General features: G+C 60.6%; 20 protein-coding genes. 7 read left to right on the top strand and 13 right to left on the bottom strand.

Annotation, left to right across the window (positions count from 1 at the left end; all coding sequences use genetic code 11):
* The first annotated feature begins 38 nt into the window (after window positions 1-38).
* Window positions 39-980 (top strand): type VI secretion system-associated lipoprotein TagQ, encoded by a 942-nt coding sequence (gene tagQ, locus AD659_RS27245; protein WP_053126595.1) that lies wholly within the window; start codon window positions 39-41, stop codon window positions 978-980.
* Window positions 981-1,648: 668 nt separating this feature from the next.
* On the opposite strand, the gene AD659_RS27240 is transcribed toward tagQ, so the two are convergent.
* Complete coding sequence (locus AD659_RS27240) at window positions 1,649-2,032, bottom strand: DUF6124 family protein (protein WP_053126593.1); 384 nt, start codon at window positions 2,030-2,032, stop codon at window positions 1,649-1,651.
* Window positions 2,033-2,292: 260 nt separating this feature from the next.
* On the bottom strand, window positions 2,293-2,538 hold the full coding sequence (locus AD659_RS29905; protein WP_153043961.1) for a hypothetical protein: 246 nt from the start codon (window positions 2,536-2,538) through the stop codon (window positions 2,293-2,295).
* A 22-nt stretch (window positions 2,539-2,560) separates the two neighbouring features.
* On the opposite strand from AD659_RS29905, the gene AD659_RS27235 reads away from it, so the two are divergent.
* The 5 genes from AD659_RS27235 to AD659_RS27215 all read left to right on the top strand — a co-directional run bounded on the left by AD659_RS27235 (window position 2,561) and on the right by AD659_RS27215 (window position 7,558).
* On the top strand, window positions 2,561-2,944 hold the full coding sequence (locus AD659_RS27235) for a hypothetical protein (RefSeq protein ID WP_053126591.1): 384 nt from the start codon (window positions 2,561-2,563) through the stop codon (window positions 2,942-2,944).
* Window positions 2,945-3,038: 94 nt separating this feature from the next.
* Complete coding sequence (locus tag AD659_RS27230) at window positions 3,039-4,445, top strand: hypothetical protein (protein WP_082343621.1); 1,407 nt, start codon at window positions 3,039-3,041, stop codon at window positions 4,443-4,445.
* A gap of 140 nt (window positions 4,446-4,585) precedes the next feature.
* Entirely contained in the window at window positions 4,586-5,239 is a 654-nt protein-coding gene (locus tag AD659_RS29900; protein WP_153043960.1) for an NHL repeat-containing protein, read from the top strand.
* A gap of 25 nt (window positions 5,240-5,264) precedes the next feature.
* Entirely contained in the window at window positions 5,265-5,972 is a 708-nt protein-coding gene (locus AD659_RS27220) for an NHL repeat-containing protein (RefSeq protein WP_162277313.1), read from the top strand.
* 215 nt (window positions 5,973-6,187) lie between these two features.
* Entirely contained in the window at window positions 6,188-7,558 is a 1,371-nt protein-coding gene (locus AD659_RS27215; protein WP_053126583.1) for a delta-60 repeat domain-containing protein, read from the top strand.
* 69 nt (window positions 7,559-7,627) lie between these two features.
* Here AD659_RS27215 and AD659_RS27210 read toward each other — a convergent pair whose 3' ends face one another.
* From AD659_RS27210 to exbB, 6 genes are all read right to left on the bottom strand, one after another.
* A complete protein-coding gene (locus AD659_RS27210; protein ID WP_053126581.1) occupies window positions 7,628-9,025 on the bottom strand; it encodes an aminoacyl-tRNA deacylase and HDOD domain-containing protein in 1,398 nt (465 codons plus the stop codon).
* A 79-nt stretch (window positions 9,026-9,104) separates the two neighbouring features.
* Entirely contained in the window at window positions 9,105-11,180 is a 2,076-nt protein-coding gene (gene recG / locus AD659_RS27205) for an ATP-dependent DNA helicase RecG (protein WP_053126579.1), read from the bottom strand.
* Window positions 11,181-11,189: 9 nt separating this feature from the next.
* A complete protein-coding gene (locus tag AD659_RS27200; protein WP_053126577.1) occupies window positions 11,190-12,110 on the bottom strand; it encodes a hydrogen peroxide-inducible genes activator in 921 nt (306 codons plus the stop codon).
* Window positions 12,111-12,465: 355 nt separating this feature from the next.
* Complete coding sequence (locus AD659_RS27195) at window positions 12,466-13,224, bottom strand: energy transducer TonB (protein WP_053126575.1); 759 nt, start codon at window positions 13,222-13,224, stop codon at window positions 12,466-12,468.
* Window positions 13,221-13,649 (bottom strand): TonB system transport protein ExbD, encoded by a 429-nt coding sequence (exbD, locus tag AD659_RS27190; RefSeq protein WP_053126573.1) that lies wholly within the window; start codon window positions 13,647-13,649, stop codon window positions 13,221-13,223. Before exbD ends, AD659_RS27195 begins: the two co-directional genes overlap by 4 nt.
* Window positions 13,650-13,655: 6 nt before the next feature.
* The gene (exbB, locus tag AD659_RS27185; RefSeq protein WP_053126571.1) at window positions 13,656-14,636 is read right to left on the bottom strand and encodes a tonB-system energizer ExbB; all 981 of its coding nucleotides are present in this window, start codon (window positions 14,634-14,636) and stop codon (window positions 13,656-13,658) included.
* A gap of 188 nt (window positions 14,637-14,824) precedes the next feature.
* Between exbB and AD659_RS27180 the strand changes: the two genes are divergently transcribed.
* Window positions 14,825-15,682 carry an SDR family oxidoreductase gene (locus AD659_RS27180; RefSeq protein ID WP_053126569.1) on the top strand — a complete coding sequence of 286 codons (858 nt, stop codon included), beginning with the start codon at window positions 14,825-14,827 and terminating at the stop codon, window positions 15,680-15,682.
* A gap of 133 nt (window positions 15,683-15,815) precedes the next feature.
* On the opposite strand, the gene AD659_RS27175 is transcribed toward AD659_RS27180, so the two are convergent.
* The 5 genes from AD659_RS27175 to gmk form a co-directional block, all read right to left on the bottom strand.
* A complete protein-coding gene (locus tag AD659_RS27175) occupies window positions 15,816-16,556 on the bottom strand; it encodes a hypothetical protein (protein ID WP_053126566.1) in 741 nt (246 codons plus the stop codon).
* Between the two features lie 55 nt (window positions 16,557-16,611).
* A complete protein-coding gene (locus AD659_RS27170) occupies window positions 16,612-16,992 on the bottom strand; it encodes a RidA family protein (RefSeq protein ID WP_053126564.1) in 381 nt (126 codons plus the stop codon).
* 33 nt (window positions 16,993-17,025) lie between these two features.
* Window positions 17,026-19,131, bottom strand: coding sequence for a bifunctional GTP diphosphokinase/guanosine-3',5'-bis pyrophosphate 3'-pyrophosphohydrolase (gene spoT / locus AD659_RS27165; RefSeq protein WP_053126562.1), 2,106 nt, complete (start codon window positions 19,129-19,131; stop codon window positions 17,026-17,028).
* Between the two features lie 60 nt (window positions 19,132-19,191).
* The gene (gene rpoZ / locus AD659_RS27160; protein ID WP_003177259.1) at window positions 19,192-19,455 is read right to left on the bottom strand and encodes a DNA-directed RNA polymerase subunit omega; all 264 of its coding nucleotides are present in this window, start codon (window positions 19,453-19,455) and stop codon (window positions 19,192-19,194) included.
* 167 nt (window positions 19,456-19,622) lie between these two features.
* Window positions 19,623-20,243 (bottom strand): guanylate kinase, encoded by a 621-nt coding sequence (gmk, locus tag AD659_RS27155; RefSeq protein WP_053126561.1) that lies wholly within the window; start codon window positions 20,241-20,243, stop codon window positions 19,623-19,625.
* Between the last annotated feature and the right edge of the window lie 3 nt (window positions 20,244-20,246).

Below are 20,246 nucleotides of genomic sequence, written 5' to 3'. Positions count from 1 at the left end.
CGTGCTGAGCTGGTCAACACTTAAATGAGAACACAACTATGCTTTTCTCCCGTAAACCATTTGGTTCGGTTTCCAAGCGTCACTTGCTGATGGTCGCTGTCGGCTTCAGCACCGTACTGACCGGCTGCGCCACGTCGCCGACCTCCAAGGTCGCCTCGAGCACCAAGGTCGAGTACTACCCGAACTGCTACGAGCCGGTGCAGCACCTGCGCTCCACCGAAGGCAACATGACCAAGTCGGTTGTTACCGGTGCGGCCGTGGGTGCGGTCGGCGGTGCGCTGCTGGGCGTCCTGACCGCCGACAAGGAAGACCGTGGCCGCAACGCCGCCATCGGTGCCGCGGGCGGCGCCCTGGCCGGCGGTGCAGCCGGTTACTACACCGAGCGCCAGAAGCAGATCGCCGATGACAACATGCGCATCGCCTCCTACGCTGCTGACGTCAGCAAGAGCGCTTCGGACATCGACCGCAGCACTGCTTACGCCAAGGCTTCGCAGCAGTGCTACCAGAACGCGTTCAGCAAACTGGTCGCCGATCGCAAGGCCAAGACCGTCAACGACACTGAAGGCCGCAAGCGCCTGGCAGAAATCGTCGCTGGCCTGAAAGAGTCGAACGACCTGATCGTCGCGGTCAATGGCAAGGCGTCCGAAGACCTGAACAACTACACCCAGGCATACGAGAAAGACCTGCAGCAAGTGGGTGTGCAGCGTACTGACGTGGTGACCGTGGCCACTGCCGACACCACGCAAGTTGTGGCGCAGACCACCAACAAGACCAAAATCAAGAAAGTGCAGCCGGCGAAGAAGAAAGAACTGCCAACCGTGCCTAAAGAAGCGGTCGCCACTGAGAAAACCTTGCAGGATGCCAAGGCCAAGCAGGATCAGAGCAAGCAGGTCGCCAGCGCGGGTACCACTCAGGTCAACAGCATGTGCAAAAACCCGGACCTGGGCGACTGGGCACCGGTGCCTTGCCCGAATGTCTGATTGAGTGAGGGCGGCTGATCACTTCCCTGGAGTGATCACTGCTTTAAAACCTGTGGGAGCGAGCTTGCTCGCGATAGCGTTGGTTCGGTTGGCATTCCTGTCGACTGACCCACCGCCATCGCGAGCAAGCTCGCTCCCACAGTTGTTTCTGGGTACATATCCGTTGTTGCGGTAACGGCGGCTTAGGGTTCCGCCCTGACGGCGGGTCACTTTTGAAGAGCGCAAAAGTAACCAAAACGCTTTTGCCCCACCACTTGGTGCCTCGCTTAGGCTCGGCATGCCCTCACTCCGGCATTGCTCCGTGGGCCCGCCGCGAAGGGCCATCCATGGCCCAGCGCGGCTATCCCGGCATCCATGCCGGGATGCCCACTCCACAATGCCTGCGTTCGGCCAGCGTGGTTAACGGGGCGCCCGAGATCAACGTCCACCGCGAGGCGGCCTAGTAGCCGACCTGGCTCTTGCGGTCGTACACCCGTCAGATCTGTTTGAGCTGGACCTGTGGGAGCAAAGCTTGCTCGCGAGGCGGCCTAACAGCCGACCTGGCTCTCCGGCCTTACCCCGCTCCCACAATGTATTGGTGTTGAACTTGAGATTCGGTTCGACACAGAACCCTGTGGGAGCGAGCTTGCTCGCGATGGCGCCGGTTCAGCCTGCATCAATGCAAAGCTCTACACCTTGGCGCCGGGCGCCACCGCCTCCTTGGTTTCCAGATGATCCAACGCCCGCTCAACCAACAACTGCACCCCATCGGCCATGCGGCTGATCGCCAGGGCGACGCAGCGGCGTGAGTCGTCCACGTCGTCAGCCAGGTCGGCGGCGATGGTGCTGATGGAGAGCAGGTCTTCGGAGGCGTTGGCGAGCAGGGTTTCGGTGTCGATGTGGGGGGACACGATGAAGAGTTGGTTTTTGTCGGGGTCGGGCGGTGAGGCGGGCTTGGGGTTGAGGTAGTAGTCGAGGGCGCGGGTGGCGGCGTCATCGAGCTTTTTTTCTTCCTGCGCTTGGACGCGGGATTTGTGGCCGTTTTGCGGGGGATTCGGAGTTGCTTTGAACATAATGATGCTTCCTGGAAGTGGAGCCGGCACCCTCCGATTGCACGTCGAAAAATGGGTGGCAGCTGTACGTAGGTGTGCAAGACCGGTCCAGGAACCCGGCAGACCCGAAGGTCTCCCACGCGCAGCCGCCATAACAGTCGGCGAGCATAGAAAAATGCTCGGCGAATAGCCATAACGAATGCGTTCCTAGTTCGGACTTGCACGTCCGTGTCACCGTTTTTTGGTGACGAACAGAGGTTAGCGGCGCTCGAAAGCGCTGCCTAGTTCATGAACAGCCCGGCGTGTTGAAGGAAATGTCCGAGGGTTTGGCAGGGGAAAAGGATCAAAAGATCGCAGCCTTCGGCAGCTCCTACGGAAATGGGTGTAGGAGCTGCCGAAGGCTGCGATCCTTTGATTTTTGGTTTCGTGACTTGGTAGTCATCTTTCGCGAAAACAAGCTTATCTTCCGCTAAAGCGATCCGATGATGGCGTTTCGCCGAAGAATCGCTAAACTGCCAGCCATTCATCTTTTCTCACGAGGCTGTGCCCATGAAATTTCGTTTTCTGCTGTGGATGCTGGGGTGGTTGATGGGCAAGGCCAGCCGGACCAATCCAGCGTTCCAGCAGCAGTTGGGCGACAAGGAATTGGTGTTCCAGCTGCAAACCCTGGACGGCAAGGTCGCCCGGCATTTCACCGTGAAGAACCAGCGCATCACTAGCCAGTCGGGTACTTACCCGGAGCCTGCGTTCGCCATCGCCTTCAAGGACGCCGCCTATGGCTTCGCCACGATGCAGGCCAAGAACAAGCAACTGGCGTTCATGACGGGGATCCAGGACAAGTCGATCCAGATCAAGGGCAACCCGGCGCTGGTGATCTGGTTCCAGGGGTTGACCAAGTATTTAAAGCCGAAGAAGGCCAAGCCGAAGTCTTGAAAAACGATTCGGTTTAGCAGATTAATTTTTATTCCTAAAAGTTTGAAAGAACTGTCAGCAATGACAGGTGTATGCGCGTCTGTTTGAAGGCTCCATGAAGGTTGATATCCGTATTGGATTTTCATTTCTTAATGGAGCAAAAAACATGACCCGATCATCTGATACCCCGGATGCAGGCACCTTGGACCCCAGCTTCGCCGAAGGAGGGGTGCTTAGGCTACCGACCCCCGAATTCACTGGGTATTACGTACAGACCATTCTGCCGCTAGCTGGAAAAGAACTGCTTTTTGGCATGCGCGTAGTGGGAGAGTTCGAACCGATTGGGCTAGCGAAATTGAACGAGGACGGTTCGGTTGATATGGCGTTTGGCGGGGCCGGGACAGGCTTGGTGGAGTTTTATATCAAAGGAGAACGTTTGTATGTCGATCAGCTCTGCGGTCTGAGCGATGGTGGATGGTTGGTGATAGGTACCTATCAGTCGCTCGGGCTTGGGTATGGCGGCAAATATCTGTTGCGGTACTTCCAGGATGGGCAGTTGGATAGGTCCTTTGGCGAGAACGGTCTTCGCTTGCTTCCTGTTAAAGAAGAGCAAAAGGGAGTTGAAAAAAAGCTGAGAGTTTCTGGTTGGGGTGACGGGCAATTCTCCGCCCATGGACCGCGTGCCCAAGGCCGTCAAGGCGCCGCTGCGGTGCAGCAATTGGATGGAAAGATCGTTCTGGTCAGTTATAAATATCCCGAGTCCGGCCCCGCACAAAGGATAGTCCTGCGTCTTAATCCAGATGGTTCGATGGATAAAACATTTAACGGGGCAGGTTTTGCGGTCATTGAGCTGAAAGATATTCCCTATGATTATCTCAATGCCGACGCTGTCGCCGTCCAGGCAGATGGGAAGGTAGTGGTCGCGGGCACTTATTCCCAGGACAGCCCGGCTTCAAGAGGTGCTTATGTAACGCGTTTCGATGCGATGGGGCGTCTCGATACCAGCTTCAACGGCGGCGTTGTGACCGTTCCGCATTCTGAGCTCATCTATGTGGAATCGATGGCGGTGAGACAAAACGATGGCGCCGTTGTGGTTATAGGTGAAGCCGATGTCGATCGAGTCAGCCATGGGCTGATGTTCGTTTTAACAAGTGGTGGATTCTTCGATTTTCATTTCAATCGCGGGCAGCCGCTTTTTTCCGCGCCGCTGCCTCAGGGGCAGAATTGGTTGCACTGCGCATTGCAAGCAGACGGCTCGATCCTGGTCACGGGTACTACGGGCGGAGCGTTCATTGAAAAGGGAACAACAGCGCTGACGGCACGTTTCCATTCGGATGGTTCTCTGGATCTCGCCTTCAATCGCCGTGGTTTTGCTGTTTTTGACGACGCCGGGAAATACCGGACGGTTGAAGCCATGGCGGTCATGACAGACGGGCGAATCGTCGTTGGCGGTTTTGCGTGGGAAGACGGCGTGGATTGGCCGTACATCGATAGCGGTTGGATTATTCGTTACCAGGCTTAGCCGCCACAGAATGTGGATCGGTCAGCAATAGCCATGACGGCTTGATAAGCCAGCAATCTGGCCTCCAATGACAGTAGGCCTGTTATTTCCTACAGGTGCGGGGCGGCTCGTTTAGGCGCTTCATCAAGCTTGATACGTTGATGGAGCAAAAAATCATGTCTCGATCCGCTCATCCTGTAAGCGCAGGTACGTTGGACCCGACCTTTGCCAAAGGTGGGGTACTGAAATGGCCGACCAGCGAATTAGGAGGCCCCCGCTCGCTAGCCATGTTGCCGCTAGCTGAAAACAAGCTACTGATCACCGTGCTCTTACCGGAAAAACCCGGCTCTTTCGGACTGGCGAAAGTGAACGAGGATGGGTCGATCGATATGGAGTTTGGTGAAGCCGGGACGGGCGTGGTGGAGTTCTCCAAAGAAAATACCGATTTGGACGTGATCGCCGACATCTGCGGCTTAAGCGATGGTGGATGGCTGGTGAAGGGAGAATATGTATTGTCCGGTGAGGTCGGCATTTATCTCGCGCGGTTCTTACAAGATGGGCGGCTGAATACACTCTTTGGCGAGGACGGTGTGCGCTGGCTTCCGTATCGTCTTGAGTCAAAGGGTGGACCGGTCACTTTTAGTCGGCGGGACGGAGAACCCTCCGCACAGGCTCCGCGATCTTCAGCCAGTAATGGCCCCTCTGCGGTTGAGCAGCCGGATGGAAAGATCATTCTGCGCAATGTGGTCTATAGCGGCCCCAACATTATTTCGCACTGGGTGGTGCTTCGTCTTAACGCGGATGGCACTTACTGACGAAACGTTTAACGGGACTGGATCCGTGGACATCGAGTTCCCAGATATTCCCCGTTCCGCTACCAGTGTCAGAGGTGTTGCCCTTCAAGCAGATGGCAAGGTGTTGGTTTTCGGGGAACATTCCCGAAACGCTCCGGCTTCCAGTATTTATGTGATGCGTCTGGATGCAACGGGACGTCTCGATACCAGTTTCAATGCCGGCAAAGGCTTTATGACCGTTCCGAATCTCAGTTACGCGAATGCGAATGCGCTGGCGGTGAGAGAAAGCGACGGCGCGATTGTTGTTGCAGGGGATTCTTTGCTCCACCTAGACCAAGGCTTGGTGAAGCATGGTCTGATGTTCGTGTTAAGTCGCGATGGATTCCTCGATTTTGCTTTCAATAGTGGGCAGCCACTGTTCTCTAAGTTGGTGGATGAGGGGCATAACTGGCTTCGCTGCGCATGGCAGGCAGACGGTTCCATCGTCGTTGCGGGCACTGTCGGTAGTAGGGACTTTTATGTTGAAACGGGAGTAACCAAAGCGCTGACGGCGCGTTTGCGCTCTGATGGTTCGTTGGACCTGACCTTCAATGGCAGTGGCTTCGTGCTTTTTAACGAAGAAGGTTATTTGGCGACTGTCGAGGATATGGCGCTAATGCCAGACGGACGGATTGTCGTTAGCGGTTTTACGCGGCTATACGGCCCAGTTTGGCCCCGCACCTTTGGAAGCTGGTTCATCCGCTATCTGGCTTGAATGGCCATGTATTTGTGGCGAGGGGGGCAAAGCTCTCTCGTCACGGACACGGCCAGATATTTGAAGCCGAAAAAGACCCAAGTCTGGCTTGAAAATGTTGGCTTGATAGGTCAGAAATCTGGCTTCAAGTGACAGTACGACTGTTATTTCCTACAGGTGCGGGGCGGCTCGTTTAGGTGCTTCATCAAGCTTGATACGTTGAGGGAGCAAAAATCATGTCTCGATCCACTCACGCTGTAAACGCGGGTACGTTGGACCCGACCTTTGCCAAAGGTGGCGTACTGAAGCTGCCGACCCCAGAATTCACTGGCTACTACATAGAAGCCATCCTGCCGCTTGCCGAAAACCAACTGCTGATCGCCGTGCTTTTACCGGGAGATCCCACTCCTATCGGACTGGCGAAAGTAAAAGAGGGTGGGTCGATCGATATGGTGTTTGGCGGAGCCGGGACAGGCTTGGTGAAATTCTCCCTGGAAGATTACGACTTGGACGTCCGCCAACTCTGCGGCCTGAGCGATGGTGGATGGCTGGTAATAGGTCAGTATTCACCGCTCGGTTCTGGCTCTGGAGGTGTTTATGTACTGCGGTACTTCCAGGATGGGTGGTTGGACACGTTTTTTGGCGAGGGTGGTGTGCGCTTGCTTCCGTATCGTGGTGAGGCAAGGGCTGGAGATAGAGAGGAGGGGCCGGCGCCTTTTGGTCGGCGGGACCGAGAAACCTCCGCAGGGGCTCCGCGAGCTTCAGGCGCTAAAGGCGTCTCTGCGGTTGTGCAGTCGGATGGAAAGATCGTTCTGTCCAGTGTTGTCCGTCTCGACTCCGGCCCGTCACAGGCAGCGGTATTTCGTCTTAACCCGAATGGTTCAATTGACGATACGTTTAACGGGAGCGGATTCGCGATTATTGAACTCCCGGGTATTCCCTATGACAGGCTCAATATCTACGCTGTTGTCGTTCAGGCAGATGGGAAAGTGTTGGTTGCTGGGGAATATATCCAAGACTCTCCCCCCGGAGGCGTTTATGTGATACGTCTGGATGCAACGGGACGTCTCGAGACCAGTTTCAATGGCGGCGTCGGCGCTGTGACCGTGGCCGTTCCGAATTCAACTCTCATCGATATAAATGCGATGGCGCTGAGAGCAAGCGACGGTGCGATTGTTGCTGCAGGTGAGATTAGGCGCGACCGATATAGCCATGGGCTGATGTTCGTGTTAACCCACGGTGGATTCTTCGATTTTGCTTTCAATCGCGGGCAGCCACTTCTCTCTTCCTTGGTGACTGATGGCCAGCAATGGCGTCACTGCGCATGGCAGGCAGATGGTTCCATCGTTGTCGCGGGTATTACCGGCAGGGGGTTTGTTGAAGAGGGAACGACAGCACTGACGGCGCGTTTCCGTTCTGATGGTTCGCTGGACCCGACCTTCAATGAAAATGGTTTTGTGCTTTTTGACGAAAAAGAACGGTACGAGACCGTCGTGGATATGGCGTTAATGCCAAACGGACGGATCGTCGTTGGCGGTTTTACGTGGTTAGGCGGATCAGGTTTGCCCGGTAAGGATAAAGGCTGGATCATCCGCTACCTGGCTTGAATGGCCATGGAGCGGTGGCGGGGGAAGCCAACTCCCCTGCCACAAAAAGGCTCCACATCCAGCCAGCAATCAGTGGCTGAACTGCGAAGCCAGTTCCCGCAGCAGCACTTCAGCTTCCAGCACCTTGCTCACCACATCGTTGGCCTTTTCCCGGGTCAGGCCCACGCGCTCGAGCAGCGCGTCGGGGATGTCTTCATCCGGGCCGGAGCCGATGCTGCGTGAGCGCAGCAGGCGCACGGCCAGACACACCAGGTTTGGGTAGGCGGCGTACTCGCCGTCGTAGTGCGGGTCGTGCTGGAAGCGCAGGGCGGTGGCCAGTTCGTCGGGCATGTCCCAGTAGCGCATCAGCCAGGCGCCGATCTGCTCGCGGCTGATGCCCAGCAGGTGCTGTTCCACGTAGCTGTGGCACAGGTGCGGGTTGACCTCCAAGTGCCGGCAGATCAGCGAGAAATGCGGCGGGAACACGTGGGCCAGCAGCAGGTAGCCGAAGTTGTGCAGCAGGCCGGACAGGTAGGTCAGGCCGCCTTCGGGACGCTGGGCCCGCGGCATGGCGCGGGTCAGGCCTTCGATGACGGCGGCGGTGTAGATCGACTGGTGCCAGTACGGCGTGGTGTGTTGCGGGTGGTCCTTGGGCAGGCTCAGGGTCTTGCCCAGGGCCAGGCCCAGTGCAAGGTTGATCACCAGGTCGAAGCCCAGCACCCGGACGATGGCGTCTTCCACCGAGCGAATCTTGCCCGGCGATGCGTAGTAGGGCGAGGCGGCCCAGCTCACCACTTGCGCGGCCAGGGCCGGGTCGGTTTCCACCACGCCGGTGATGTCGTCGATGGTGGCGTCGGGGTCGACCCGCAGCTTGATGATTTTTTGCGCGGTTTCCGCCAGCGGCGGGATCTCGATGGTCTCTTCCAGCCGTTGCTGGATACGCCGGGCGGTAAACGCTTGCACAGCCAGGGTGATTTCCGCGCGGTCGTCGTGCGGACGGTCCAGGTTGGGGGTGATGTTGCTCACGGCTTCGCCGAACGTCGCGGCGCTGGCCTTGGTGAGCATGGTCTTGAACGCTTCGCTGGTCACTTCCAGCAGCAGCCCCGACTCGCCGGAGTTGATCAGCAACTTCGGTTCGCGCAGCAGGCTTTCTTCGTACAGGCACGGTGAGCTGGTCAGCGCGGGCAGGCCGGGCAGCAGGCTCAGGTTGTGTTTGCCGAGCATGCGCTCCAGGCGTTCGGTCGGCACCGCCGTGAGCTTGCGACCGGTGAGTTCGGCCAGACGATTGAGGTCCAGCAGTTGGCTTTGCGGAAACAGCACCATGAGCGCGCCAACGGCATCGTGCAGCAACACTGCCTGCACTTTACGGGCTGGATTCAGGCCGGGTCGTTCGAGTACTTCGTCATAGCCGATGCCCAATTTCTCGAGCAACAGCCGAATAACAGACGGAGCGTGCGGGGCTTCGGGGACGAGGGCAGCTTCTGTCATGGTCTGTATCCGTTTTCCTACAAGTTGGTCAGTATAACCAGCTTGTCCGGCACGCGGGTCTTGAAAACTGAGCGCGTGCTCACACTTGGCCGTATTGCTGCCCATGACGCAGCCACCGATCCAGCAGCGGGCTGACGTGGTCGGGCCAGCGTTCCAGCAGGGCCTGGGCGGCGTCGCGGACGGCGGGGAGCAGGTCGGCGTCGCGCATCAGGTCGGCTACCTTGAATTGAAGCAGACCGGTCTGGCGCGTGCCGAGCATTTCACCGGGGCCGCGCAATTCGAGGTCTTTTTCGGCGATGACGAAACCGTCGTTGGTTTCGCGCATGATCCCCAGCCGCTGACGCCCGATCTGCGACAGTGGCGGGTGATAGAGCAAGACACAATGGCTGGCGGCGCTGCCCCGGCCCACCCGGCCGCGCAGCTGGTGCAACTGCGCCAGGCCCAGGCGTTCGGGGTTCTCGATGATCATCAGGCTGGCATTGGGCACGTCGACGCCGACCTCGATCACGGTGGTGGCAACCAGCAATTGCAGGGCGCCGGCCTTGAATTCGGCCATGACTGCGGCTTTTTCGGCGGGTTTCATGCGGCCGTGGATCAACCCGACCTTCAACTCGCCGAGGGCGGCGGTAAGGTCTTCATAGGTGGTTTCGGCCGCCTGGCAGGTCAGCTCTTCCGACTCTTCGATCAACGTGCACACCCAATAGGCCTGCCGTCCTTCGGCACAGGCGCTGCGCACGCGCTCGATCACTTCCACTCGTCGGGTATCGGTGACCAGCACGGTGTTGACCGGTGTGCGGCCGGGGGGCAGTTCGTCGAGGATCGAGGTGTCGAGGTCGGCGTAGGCACTCATCGCCAGGGTTCGCGGAATCGGCGTGGCGGTCATGATCAGCTGATGGGGGCACATCCGCCCGCCCACGCCTTTCTGTCGCAGGGCCAGGCGTTGTTGCACGCCGAAGCGGTGCTGTTCGTCGATGATCACCAGGGCCAGGTTCTTGAACTGCACTTCGTCCTGGAACAGCGCATGGGTGCCGACCACCATCGGCGCGCCTTCGGCGATCTGCGCCAGGGCGGCGACGCGGTTCTTGCCCTTGAGCTTGCCGGCCAGCCAGGCGACTTCGATGCCCAACGGTTCGAGCCAGCGCTGGAAGGTGATGAAATGTTGCTCGGCGAGGATCTCGGTGGGCGCCATCAACGCCACCTGATAACCCGCTTCCAGTGCCTGGAGCGCGGCGAGGGCGGCGACCACGGTCTTGCCGGCACCGACGTCGCCCTGGATCAGCCGCAGCATCGGCTCGGGCTGGCTCAGGTCGTAGGCGATTTCGTTGCCGACCCGTTGCTGGGCGCCCGTGGGGGTGAAGCCGAGGTTGGCCAGGTAGCGGGCCGGCAGAACCTTGGCCTTGGGCATGGCCGGGGCACGCAGGGAACGCAGGCTTTCGCGCAGGCGTTGCTGGGACAGTTGATGGGTCAGCAGTTCTTCGAACGCCAGGCGATGCTGGGCCCAGTGATGGCCGAGGGCGAGTTCGTCGACGTCGGCATCGGCGGGCGGATGGTGCAGGTAGCGGATCGCATCGGCCAGCGGCGCCAACTGGTAATCCCGGGCCAGTTCCGTGGGCAGCCAGTCGGGCAGGCTGCTGGGGCCGAGCAATGTCAGGGTCTGCTGGCAGAGCTGGCGCAGGCGTTGTTGGGTCAGGCCTTCGGTGAGTGGATAGACCGGGGTCAGGGTTTCATCCACGGGCGGCGGTTCGTCGCCGGTAATGCTGCGGTATTCCGGGTGATAAATCTCCAGTCCCGATGCCCCGGGCCGCGCCTCACCGTAGCAGCGCACGCGAGTACCGCGCTTGAGGCCTTCCTTTTGCGCATTGCTGAAGTGATAGAAGCGCAGGCTGAGCCCGCCGGTGCCGTCCTGCAGGCGCACCACCAGGCTGCGGCGGCGGCCCATGACCACGTCGGCGCCGCTGACGGTGCCTTCGATCACCGCATCCTGCCCCGGTCGCAGATGGCCGATGGGCACCACGCGGGTGCGGTCCTGGTAGCGCAACGGCAGGTGAAACAGCAGGTCCTGGAGGTTCTCCAGGCCGACCTTGGCCAGTTTCTCGGCCATGGCTTCACCGACACCCTTGAGTGTCGTGACCGGCACTTTCGACAGCTCAGTCATGACTGCGGCTTACTTGCCAGCGGGCGGCTTGGCCACGGAGCACAGGCGGATCGAGTCGGCGAGGATTTCGATGGCCTTGGGCCGCGGGAAACTGGCGCGCCAGGCGATGGCAACGGTACGGAACGGCACGGGTGGCGTCAGCGGGCGGACCTCGATCACGCCGGGGGAATAGTGATGGCTGTCCACCGCCGACAGCGGCAGGATCGAGATGCCCAGGCCCGACGCGACCATGTGGCGAATGGTCTCCAGGGAGCTGGATTCCACGGTGGTGTGCTTGGCGCCTTCGCTGCCCTTGGTCAGGGTCGGGCAGGCTTCGAGCACCTGGTCGCGGAAGCAGTGGCCTTCGCCGAGCAGTAGCAGGCTCTTGTCGTTGAGCAGGGCGGCGTCGATGGTTTTTTTCTGGGTCCAGGGGTGCTCTGCCGGCATCAGGACGTAGAACGGTTCGTCGTAGAGCGGCAGGGTCAGGACGTCGGCTTCGTTGAACGGCAGGGCGATGATGATCGCGTCCAGTTCGCCGTTGCGCAGCTTGTCGCGCAGCACGTGGGTGAAGTTTTCTTCGATGTACAACGGCATCTGCGGGGCGACCCGGTGCAGTTGCGGGATCAGGTGTGGGAACAGGTACGGGCCGACGGTGTAGATCGCGCCGACTTTCAGCGGGGCGGTCAGTTGGTTCTTGCCGGCCTGGGCCAGTTCGCGAATGCCCTGGGCTTGCTCCAGGACCTTTTGCGCCTGGGCAACGATGCCTTCGCCTACCGGGGTCAGGCGCACGGCGCTTTTGCTGCGCTCGAAAATCAGCACACCGAGTTCGTCTTCGAGTTTTTTCACACCCACCGACAGCGTCGGCTGGCTGACGTGGCAGCGCTCGGCCGCATGGCCGAAATGCTGCTCTTGGGCGAGGGTCACGATGTAGCGTAATTCTGTGAGGGTCATGGCGAGCGTCCGTGAAGTTGCGAGCCAAGCATACCGGCTGCAATCGATAGACGCACGTTATCAGACTGGGGGTGCGGTGTGACACTGGCGAATGTCTGGAGGGTCGTTGCCGGATATGAAAAAGGCATCTTTCGATGCCTTCTGCCGGTTGTACCCATTTTGTGGCGAGGGAGCTTGCTCCCGCTGGCCTGCGCTGTAGGCGCTGCCGAAGGCTGCGATCTTTTGATCTTTCGCTTGAGATTCAAGCGTCAGGGGAAAGATCGCAGCCTCGCTCCGCTCGACAGCTCCTACAGGCCCAGCGGGAGCAAGCTCCCTCGCCACAGGATTCAGCCTGCCATCGGGTTGCCAGGTTGGCTCAACGCCGGCGCTTGTCGATGGAGTACACAAACGGTGCCGTCAGTTCGATGGTGCCGTTGGTCAGCAGCTCCGCCGGTGGCTTGGGCAGCGGTTGGGCGCGGCGGATCATTTCCAGGGTGGCCCGGTCCAGCAGCTCCGTGCCGGAACTGCCCACCAATTCGAATGACAACACGTTGCCTTCGGCATCCACCACGAAACGCAGGCGGTTGGTGCCTTCCTTGTTCATCTGCTGGGCCCTGGGCGGGTACTTCTTGTACTTGCCCAGGTGCGCCAGCAGCGTGCCCTGCCAATTGGCCTTGGCAGCCGATTGCGCTGGCGACGGGCCAGGAGCCGGTTGCGCGGACTTCTCGGTCTGTGCCTGGGTTGGCGGGCTATCGCTCGGTTTCTGCTCCGACGGCTGTTCCTTCGGCGGCTCAGGTTTTTTCTCAACCACGGGCTTGGGTTTGGGCGGTTGAGGCTTGGGCTTGGGCTTGACCGGCTTGGGCACGGCGATTTCAGGCTTCGGTGCTTCGGCGAGTTTAGGCAGCGGCAGCTCTTCCACCGGCTCGGGCGGTTTCGGCGGTGTGACGACTTTTGGCGGTGCCGGTGGCGGTGGCGCTGGGACCGGCGCCAGCTCGACCATCATTGCCTGGGGCGGCAATTCGATGGGCGGGCGCGAAGTCCAGTTCAGCGCCAGGGCGATGGCGAGCGCATGCACGCCCAGCACCACGGCCAGGCTACCGCTGTAACGCGTCAGCTTTTGGCGCGTCGTGATCATTTCTTGGGCGCCGTCTCGAGCCCGACCAGGCCGACCTTCAGGTAGCCGGCGCTTCGCAGCGCGTCCATCACGCTCATCAGGTCGCCGTAGTCCACGCCTTTATCGGCCTGGAAGAAGATCGTCGTGTCCTTCTTGCCCTGGGTCTTGGCGTCGAGGGTCGCGCCGAGGGTGTCGGCCTTGACCTCTTCTTCACCGAGGAACAGGCGCTGGTCGGCCTTGACGCTGAGGAATACCGGTTTTTCCGGCCGCGGCGAAGGCTTGGCCGTCGACGCGGGCAGGTCAACCTTGATGTCCACGGTGGCCAGCGGGGCCGCCACCATGAAGATGATCAACAGCACCAGCATCACGTCGATGAACGGTGTGACGTTGATTTCGTGGTTCTCGGCCAGATCGTCGTCTGCGCCTTCTTTCAAATGCAGGCCCATGGCCGATTACCCCACTTTCACCATGTGCGGTTGCGAGCTGCGCTCGGTCGGCAGGTGATCGAGGTCACGGCTGACCAGCAGCAGGACTTCGGCCGAAGCGTCGGAGACCTGGGCCTTGTAGCCGGCAATGGAGCGCGCGAAGACGTTGTAGATCACTACGGCCGGGATCGCTGCGACCAGGCCCAGTGCCGTTGCCAGCAGGGCTTCGGCGATACCGGGAGCGACGACGGCGAGGTTGGTGGTCTGGGTCTTGGCGATGCCGATGAAGCTGTTCATGATGCCCCACACGGTGCCGAACAGACCGACGAACGGTGCGGTGGAACCGATGGTGGCGAGTACGCCGGTGCCGCTGCTCATGTTGCGGCCGCAGGCGGCGACCAGGCGCTCGAGGCGGAAGCTCACGCGTTCCTTGATGCCTTCCTTCTCGCGGCTGTTGGCCGACAGGCGCATCTCTTCGAGGGCGTCATGCACCAGCAGGTTGGCGAGGGTGCCTTCCTTCGCGGCGCTGGCACTCGCTTCCTTGAGGGTGGTGGCTTTCTTCAGGGCGGCGATTTCACCGCGCAAGCGGCGCTTGGCACCCAGCAGCTCGAAGCCTTTGGCGATCCAGATGGTCCAGGTGATGATCGAGGCGATGGCCAGGCCGATCATCACGATCTTGACGATGATGTCGGCGTTTTTGTACATGCCCCATGGCGACAGGTCGTGGGCCATGCCCAGGGTGTTGTCGGCTTCGAGCACTTCAGGTGCGTCAGCCTCGACGGCTTGGGCCGGATCGGTGGCTATCGGCGTCGCCACAGGAGCGGCCGGGTCGGCCGGTGCCTGGGCGGCAGGTGCAGCGGCCGCAGGCGTGGCAGGGGGCGTGGCGGGCGTCTGTGCATCGGCGAACGCGGCGGCAGGCGCCAGCAGCAGGCTGAACAGCAAGGCGGCTACCGTGCTCCAGGCACGAGGTCGATTGGTTGGCGAAGCGGGGGATAGAGAGCGTTTCATGCTGGCCGGACCTGAGGAAAAAAGAAGGTTGATGTTCTTCCAGGCCTCGTAGGGCCGAGAACAAAAGTGGCGTGCATTATTGCAAGTAATTCTTGTTAACAAAAGTAATACAGTTACTTTTTTTGTCGCACGGCTAGCCGCTCGTCCCCCATGGAGGCTAGTCTGCGGCTTTGCCAGAGGAGTTCTTGATGTCCGCGCCTTCTGTTTTGATCGCCGGCTGCGGTGATATCGGTGGCCGCCTGGCCCGCCAATTATTGGCCGAACAATGGCAGGTCCATGGCTTGCGGCGCACGGTTTCGAACCTGCCTGCCGGCGTGATCGGAGTGGCGGGGGACTTGTTCAGCGAGCAATGCCCCACCGACTGGCCCACCGGGCCGTTGGACTACCTGGTGTACAGCGCTGCCGCCACGGACCATGACGAAGCGGGTTACCGCACGGCTTACGTCGAAGGGTTGCAACATGTGTTGGGCTGGCTGAAGCAGCACGGGCAGCGACCCAAACGTCTGCTTTTTGTGTCCAGCAGCAGCGTTTATGGGCAGCAGCAGGGTGAGTGGGTGGATGAAACCTCGCCCACCGTGGCCGGCGGTTATTCCGGTCGGCTGATGCTCGAAGCCGAGCAAGTGGCGCTGGACAGTGGCATCCCGGCCAGCCGCGTGCGCCTGACCGGCATCTATGGACCGGGTCGGGAATGGCTGCTGAGCCAGGTGCGCCAAGGTTATCGCGTGGTGATCGACCCGCCGCTGTACGCCAATCGCATCCACGCCGACGACGCGGCCGGCTTGCTGGCGTTTCTGCTGGAGGCTGATCGTCAGGGCAAAGCGCTGGATGATTGCTACATCGGTGTCGACGACGCCCCCGCGCCACTGGCTGAAGTGGTGGGCTGGTTGCGGGAGTTCATGGGCGTGACCGAGTGGGCCGAAGACGCCAGTGTGCGTCGCGCCGGCAGCAAGCGCTGCAGCAATGCCCGGGCGAAGGCCCTGGGATGGACGCCGCGTTATCCGAGTTTTCGCGAGGGCTATGCGGCGATTCTGGAAGGGCGCTGCTGATTAGCCTGACACCCAAAAACGCCTGTGGGAGCGGGCTTGCTCGCGAAGGGGACCTGACATTCAACATCTTCGTTGACTGCCATGTCGTCTTCGCGAGCAAGCCCGCTCCCACATGAGAGTTGCGTCGTGGCTCCTACTGCTTTTCCAGCACCCACTGCCGGTTGCCCGGCGTGAACGAAGGCATTTCATCCGCCAGCGCCGCATTCACGGTCTGGAAAATTTCCAGCTTCTTGCCATCGCGGGCAAAGATCCAGGTATTGCCCTGGCCGTTCTGTTGTAGCCAGATGTTGTCGTTGCCACCGCTCATGGAGGCGCAATCGCCGGCCAGGCACAAGGCGTAGCGATCAGCACCCGGCAGGCCGCTGACCTGGCCGTCGGGCTGGAATTGCACGCTGGCACCCTGGCCGGGGCCTTCGGCGATTTTCCAGCTGCCACCCAGGTAGGCGGTATACAGTGCGCGCTCGAAACTGGCACCGATCGGTGCGCCTTCCGGTACCTGCACTTGCGCGCGCTCGAACACCTGCTGCGGTTCGTTCTCGGTGGCGGCCTGGCTCAATTGGTCGCCGTCGCGCTTGAGTTCGCTAGCGGAGCTGCCGTAGAAGTCGACTTTCCAGGCGCCGTCTTCTTCGCCCAGCAACTTGCCTTCGACGTTTTCAAAACCATTGGTGTAGCGCGCCTGGCCGGCCCGGGTGTTGACGTCCCATTCCAGGTTCGGGCCGTAGCCTTGCAGCGCTTCGCGCAGCGGACCGCCCTTGGCGGCAGCGTCGATGGCCGCCTGGTTGATCCAGGTGCCGCTGATGTCACGGTCGGCAGGGTCGCTGGCGCAGCCGCCCAGAAGCAGGGCTGCCAACGAGAGAGCAAGCGCTTTGCGCATGGTGGAATCCTTTCAAGACGAAAACGGCGCAGCGGGGGAGGCTGCGCCGACCTGATTACTCGAGGACCAGGATGGCATCCATCTCGACCTGCGAGCCCTTCGGCAGGGCCGCTACGCCGATGGCGGCGCGGGCAGGGTAAGGCTGGTCGAAGTACTTGCCCATGATCTCGTTGACCTTGGCGAAGTGACTCAGGTCGGTGAGGAAGATGTTCAGCTTGACGATGTCCTTGAACGAACCGCCAGCGGCCTCGGCCACGGCCTTGAGGTTTTCGAACACCTGCACGGTCTGGGCTTCGAAGCCTTCCACCAGCTCCATGGTCTTCGGGTCCAGTGGGATCTGGCCCGACATGTACACGGTGTTGCCGGCCTTGATCGCCTGGGAGTAAGTACCGATGGCGGCCGGGGCCTTGTCGCTGGAAATAACGGTCTTGGTCATTGATGACTCCTTGTAGATTGGGCTATTGCGGCGCTATGCACGCATGCGAGTGATGCGGATAACGCCGGTCAGGGCGCGCAGTTTCTTGATCACACGGGCCAGGTGCACGCGGTCGTGCACGCTGACCACCAATTGGACGACGCTGATGCGACCATCGCGCTCGTCCATGCTGATTTTTTCGATGTTGCCGTCGGCGGCGTTGACGCTGCTGGCCAGCAGGGCGATCAGGCCACGCTGATGCTCCAGCTCGACCCGCAGCTCGACGTTGAATTCGCCGGTGACATCCTTGGCCCAGGAGAGCTGGATGCATTTTTCCGGGTTGTGGCGGATTTCGCTGATGTTGCGGCAGTTGTCCAGGTGCACCACCATCCCCTTGCCGGCGGACAGGTGGCCGACAATCGGGTCGCCCGGGATCGGCGTGCAACACTTGGCATAGCTGAGCACCAGGCCTTCGGTACCGCGAATCGCCAGCGGGCCTTCGGGGCTTGGCAACTGTTCGCCTTCGCCGAGCAGGCGGCGGGCGACGACATAGGCCATGCGATTGCCCAGGCCGATGTCTTCGAGCAGGTCTTCGATCAATTCGAGGCGGTATTCGTGGAGCATCACTTGCACACGCTCGCCCGGAATCTTGTCCAGGGAGCTGTCGAAGCCGTTCAGGACCTTGTTCAGCAGGCGTTCGCCGAGGCTGATGGACTCGGAGCGACGTTGCAGCTTCAGCGCGTGACGGATATGGGTGCGGGCCTTGCCGGTGACCACGAAGTTGAGCCACGCCGGGTTGGGTCGCGCGCCGGGGGCGCTGACGATCTCCACCGTGGAGCCGCTTTGCAATGGTTCGGACAACGGTGCCAGGCGCCGATTGATACGGCATGCAATGCAGCTATTGCCGACGTCGGTGTGCACTGCATAGGCAAAGTCCACGGCCGTGGAGCCTTTGGGCAGCTCCATGATCCGGCCCTTGGGCGTGAAGACATAGACCTCGTCCGGGAACAGGTCGATCTTCACGCTCTCGATGAATTCCAGGGAATTGCCGGCGCGCTGCTGCATTTCCAACACGCCCTTGACCCATTGCCGGGCGCGAGCATGGGTGCTCTTGGGTTGTTCGTCGCCGCTGGATTTGTAGAGCCAGTGGGCGGCGATGCCGTTGTTGGCCATCTCTTCCATTTCGCGGGTGCGGATCTGGATTTCGATCGGCACGCCGTGCATGCCGAAGAGCGTGGTGTGCAGCGACTGGTAGCCGTTGGCCTTGGGGATCGCGATGTAATCCTTGAAACGCCCCGGCAACGGTTTGTACAAATTATGTACAGCACCCAGCACGCGGTAGCAGGTGTCGACCTTGTCGACGATGATCCGGAACGCATAGACGTCCATGATCTCGTTGAAGGCCCGACGCTTGCCGCGCATTTTCTTGTAGATGCCGTAGAGGTGTTTCTGCCGCCCGCTGACTTCGCCTTCGATGCCGTCGATCGCCAGGCAATGGCTCAGGGACTCTTCGATCTTGTTGACGATTTCCTTGCGGTTGCCCCGAGCGCGCTTGACGGCCTGGTTGATCCGCGCCGAACGCATCGGGTGCATGGCCTTGAAGCCCAGGTCTTCGAACTCGATGCGGATCGCATGCATGCCCAGGCGATTGGCGATGGGTGCGTAGATTTCCAGGGTTTCCTTGGCGATGCGCCGGCGCTTTTCGCCGGAGAGTACTTCCAGGGTGCGCATGTTGTGCAGGCGGTCGGCGAGCTTGACCAGGATCACGCGGATGTCGCGGGCCATGGCCATGGCCATTTTCTGGAAGTTTTCGGCCTGGGCCTCGGCCTTGGTCTCGAAGTTCATCTGGGTCAGTTTGCTGACCCCGTCGACCAGTTCGGCCACGGTTTCGCCGAACTGCGCTTGCAGCGCTTCCTTGGCAATACCGGTGTCTTCGATCACGTCATGCAGCATCGCCGCCATCAGGCTCTGATGGTCCATGTGCATGTCGGCCAGGATATTTGCCACGGCGAGCGGGTGCGTGACGTACGCCTCGCCGCTGCGGCGGCGCTGGCCGTCGTGGGCTTGTTCGGCGTAGAAATAGGCTCGGCGGACCAGGTTGACCTGGTCCGTGCCGAGGTAGGCCGATAAGCGATCGGCGAGGGCGTCTATGCTCGGCATGATGATGACTCCTGCCGTTTGCTGTGACCCCGCGCCGTGCTACGTCGACCAGGCATAGGCTTAGACCGCCTCGTTGGACTCGTCCTCGAACGCTGCGAACAGCGGTTCGTCTTCAACGATTTCAGCGTTGGCGATGAACTCGTAGCTCATCAGACCTTCGGCGATTTCACGCAGCGCTACCACGGTAGGCTTGTCGTTTTCCCACTGGACCAATGGCTCTTTGCCGCCGGTGGCCAGTTGACGGGCACGCTTGGTAGAGAGCATGACCAGCTCAAAGCGGTTTTCCACGTGTTCTAGGCAGTCTTCAACGGTTACGCGGGCCATGGTATTCCTCGGAGCGAATGCAATATGCGCGCTGCCCGGTTGGGCGAGCGGACTCGACAGTTTAAAAAAACACCAGCGTTTAGGGAAGCGCTGATTTTTTAACCAAACCCCTCGGCGCGCTGCGAGTACCAATGTAAAGCCGTCGCAGCGGTTTTGGGAAGGGCTGTTCAACCCAGCAGTTCGGCCAATAATTTACCGAAACGTTGCTGTTGGCGTTTTTGCTGGAGCTGGCTGGCGCGGAAAATCGCCTTCAGGTCGTCCAGCGCGTGGGCGAAATCGTCGTTGATGATCAGGTAATCGTAGTCGACGTAGTGGCTCATTTCGCTGACCGCTTCACGCATCCGGCCTTCAATGATCTCGTCGCTGTCCTGGCCGCGGTTGGTCAGGCGCTGGCGCAAGGCCTGCTGGCTCGGTGGCAGGATGAAGATCGAGCGGGCCTGGGGCATCAGCTTGCGCACCTGCTCGGCGCCTTGCCAGTCGATTTCCAGGATCAGGTCGTGGCCTTCGTCCAGGGTCTGCTGCAGATAGCTTTGCGACGTGCCGTAGAGGTTGCCGAAGACTTCGGCGCGTTCCAGGAAGTCGCCATGCTCGGCCATCTTCACGAACTCTTCGCGGTCGACGAAGTGATAGTTCACCCCGTTGACTTCACCCGGGCGCATGGCGCGGGTGGTGTGCGAGACCGAGACGCGGATCTGCGGCTCGGCGTCGATCAGCGCCTTGACCAGGCTGGTCTTGCCGGCGCCCGAGGGCGCGGAAATGATGTAGAGAGTACCGGTGCTGTGGGTCATGTC

It is taken from the genome of Pseudomonas thivervalensis (assembly GCF_001269655.1).
GTDB classification, from domain to species: Bacteria; Pseudomonadota; Gammaproteobacteria; order Pseudomonadales; family Pseudomonadaceae; genus Aquipseudomonas; species Aquipseudomonas thivervalensis.
This window is presented reverse-complemented; position numbering and strand designations above follow the sequence as displayed.

Coding starts and splice junctions, on each gene's coding strand:
- AD659_RS27235 (WP_053126591.1), top strand. CDS start 2,561: ATGAAATTTCGTTTTCTGCTGTGGATGCTGGGGTGGTTGATGGGCAAG.
- AD659_RS27175 (WP_053126566.1), bottom strand. CDS start 16,556: ATGCGCAAAGCGCTTGCTCTCTCGTTGGCAGCCCTGCTTCTGGGCGGC.
- AD659_RS27215 (WP_053126583.1), top strand. CDS start 6,188: ATGTCTCGATCCACTCACGCTGTAAACGCGGGTACGTTGGACCCGACC.
- exbD (WP_053126573.1), bottom strand. CDS start 13,649: ATGGGCCTGCATTTGAAAGAAGGCGCAGACGACGATCTGGCCGAGAAC.
- AD659_RS29905 (WP_153043961.1), bottom strand. CDS start 2,538: ATGAATGGCTGGCAGTTTAGCGATTCTTCGGCGAAACGCCATCATCGG.
- AD659_RS29900 (WP_153043960.1), top strand. CDS start 4,586: ATGGAGCAAAAAATCATGTCTCGATCCGCTCATCCTGTAAGCGCAGGT.
- exbB (WP_053126571.1), bottom strand. CDS start 14,636: ATGAAACGCTCTCTATCCCCCGCTTCGCCAACCAATCGACCTCGTGCC.
- recG (WP_053126579.1), bottom strand. CDS start 11,180: ATGACTGAGCTGTCGAAAGTGCCGGTCACGACACTCAAGGGTGTCGGT.
- AD659_RS27230 (WP_082343621.1), top strand. CDS start 3,039: ATGAAGGTTGATATCCGTATTGGATTTTCATTTCTTAATGGAGCAAAA.
- rpoZ (WP_003177259.1), bottom strand. CDS start 19,455: ATGGCCCGCGTAACCGTTGAAGACTGCCTAGAACACGTGGAAAACCGC.
- AD659_RS27170 (WP_053126564.1), bottom strand. CDS start 16,992: ATGACCAAGACCGTTATTTCCAGCGACAAGGCCCCGGCCGCCATCGGT.
- AD659_RS27195 (WP_053126575.1), bottom strand. CDS start 13,224: ATGATCACGACGCGCCAAAAGCTGACGCGTTACAGCGGTAGCCTGGCC.
- AD659_RS27240 (WP_053126593.1), bottom strand. CDS start 2,032: ATGTTCAAAGCAACTCCGAATCCCCCGCAAAACGGCCACAAATCCCGC.
- gmk (WP_053126561.1), bottom strand. CDS start 20,243: ATGACCCACAGCACCGGTACTCTCTACATCATTTCCGCGCCCTCGGGC.
- tagQ (WP_053126595.1), top strand. CDS start 39: ATGCTTTTCTCCCGTAAACCATTTGGTTCGGTTTCCAAGCGTCACTTG.
- AD659_RS27180 (WP_053126569.1), top strand. CDS start 14,825: ATGTCCGCGCCTTCTGTTTTGATCGCCGGCTGCGGTGATATCGGTGGC.
- AD659_RS27200 (WP_053126577.1), bottom strand. CDS start 12,110: ATGACCCTCACAGAATTACGCTACATCGTGACCCTCGCCCAAGAGCAG.
- spoT (WP_053126562.1), bottom strand. CDS start 19,131: ATGCCGAGCATAGACGCCCTCGCCGATCGCTTATCGGCCTACCTCGGC.
- AD659_RS27210 (WP_053126581.1), bottom strand. CDS start 9,025: ATGACAGAAGCTGCCCTCGTCCCCGAAGCCCCGCACGCTCCGTCTGTT.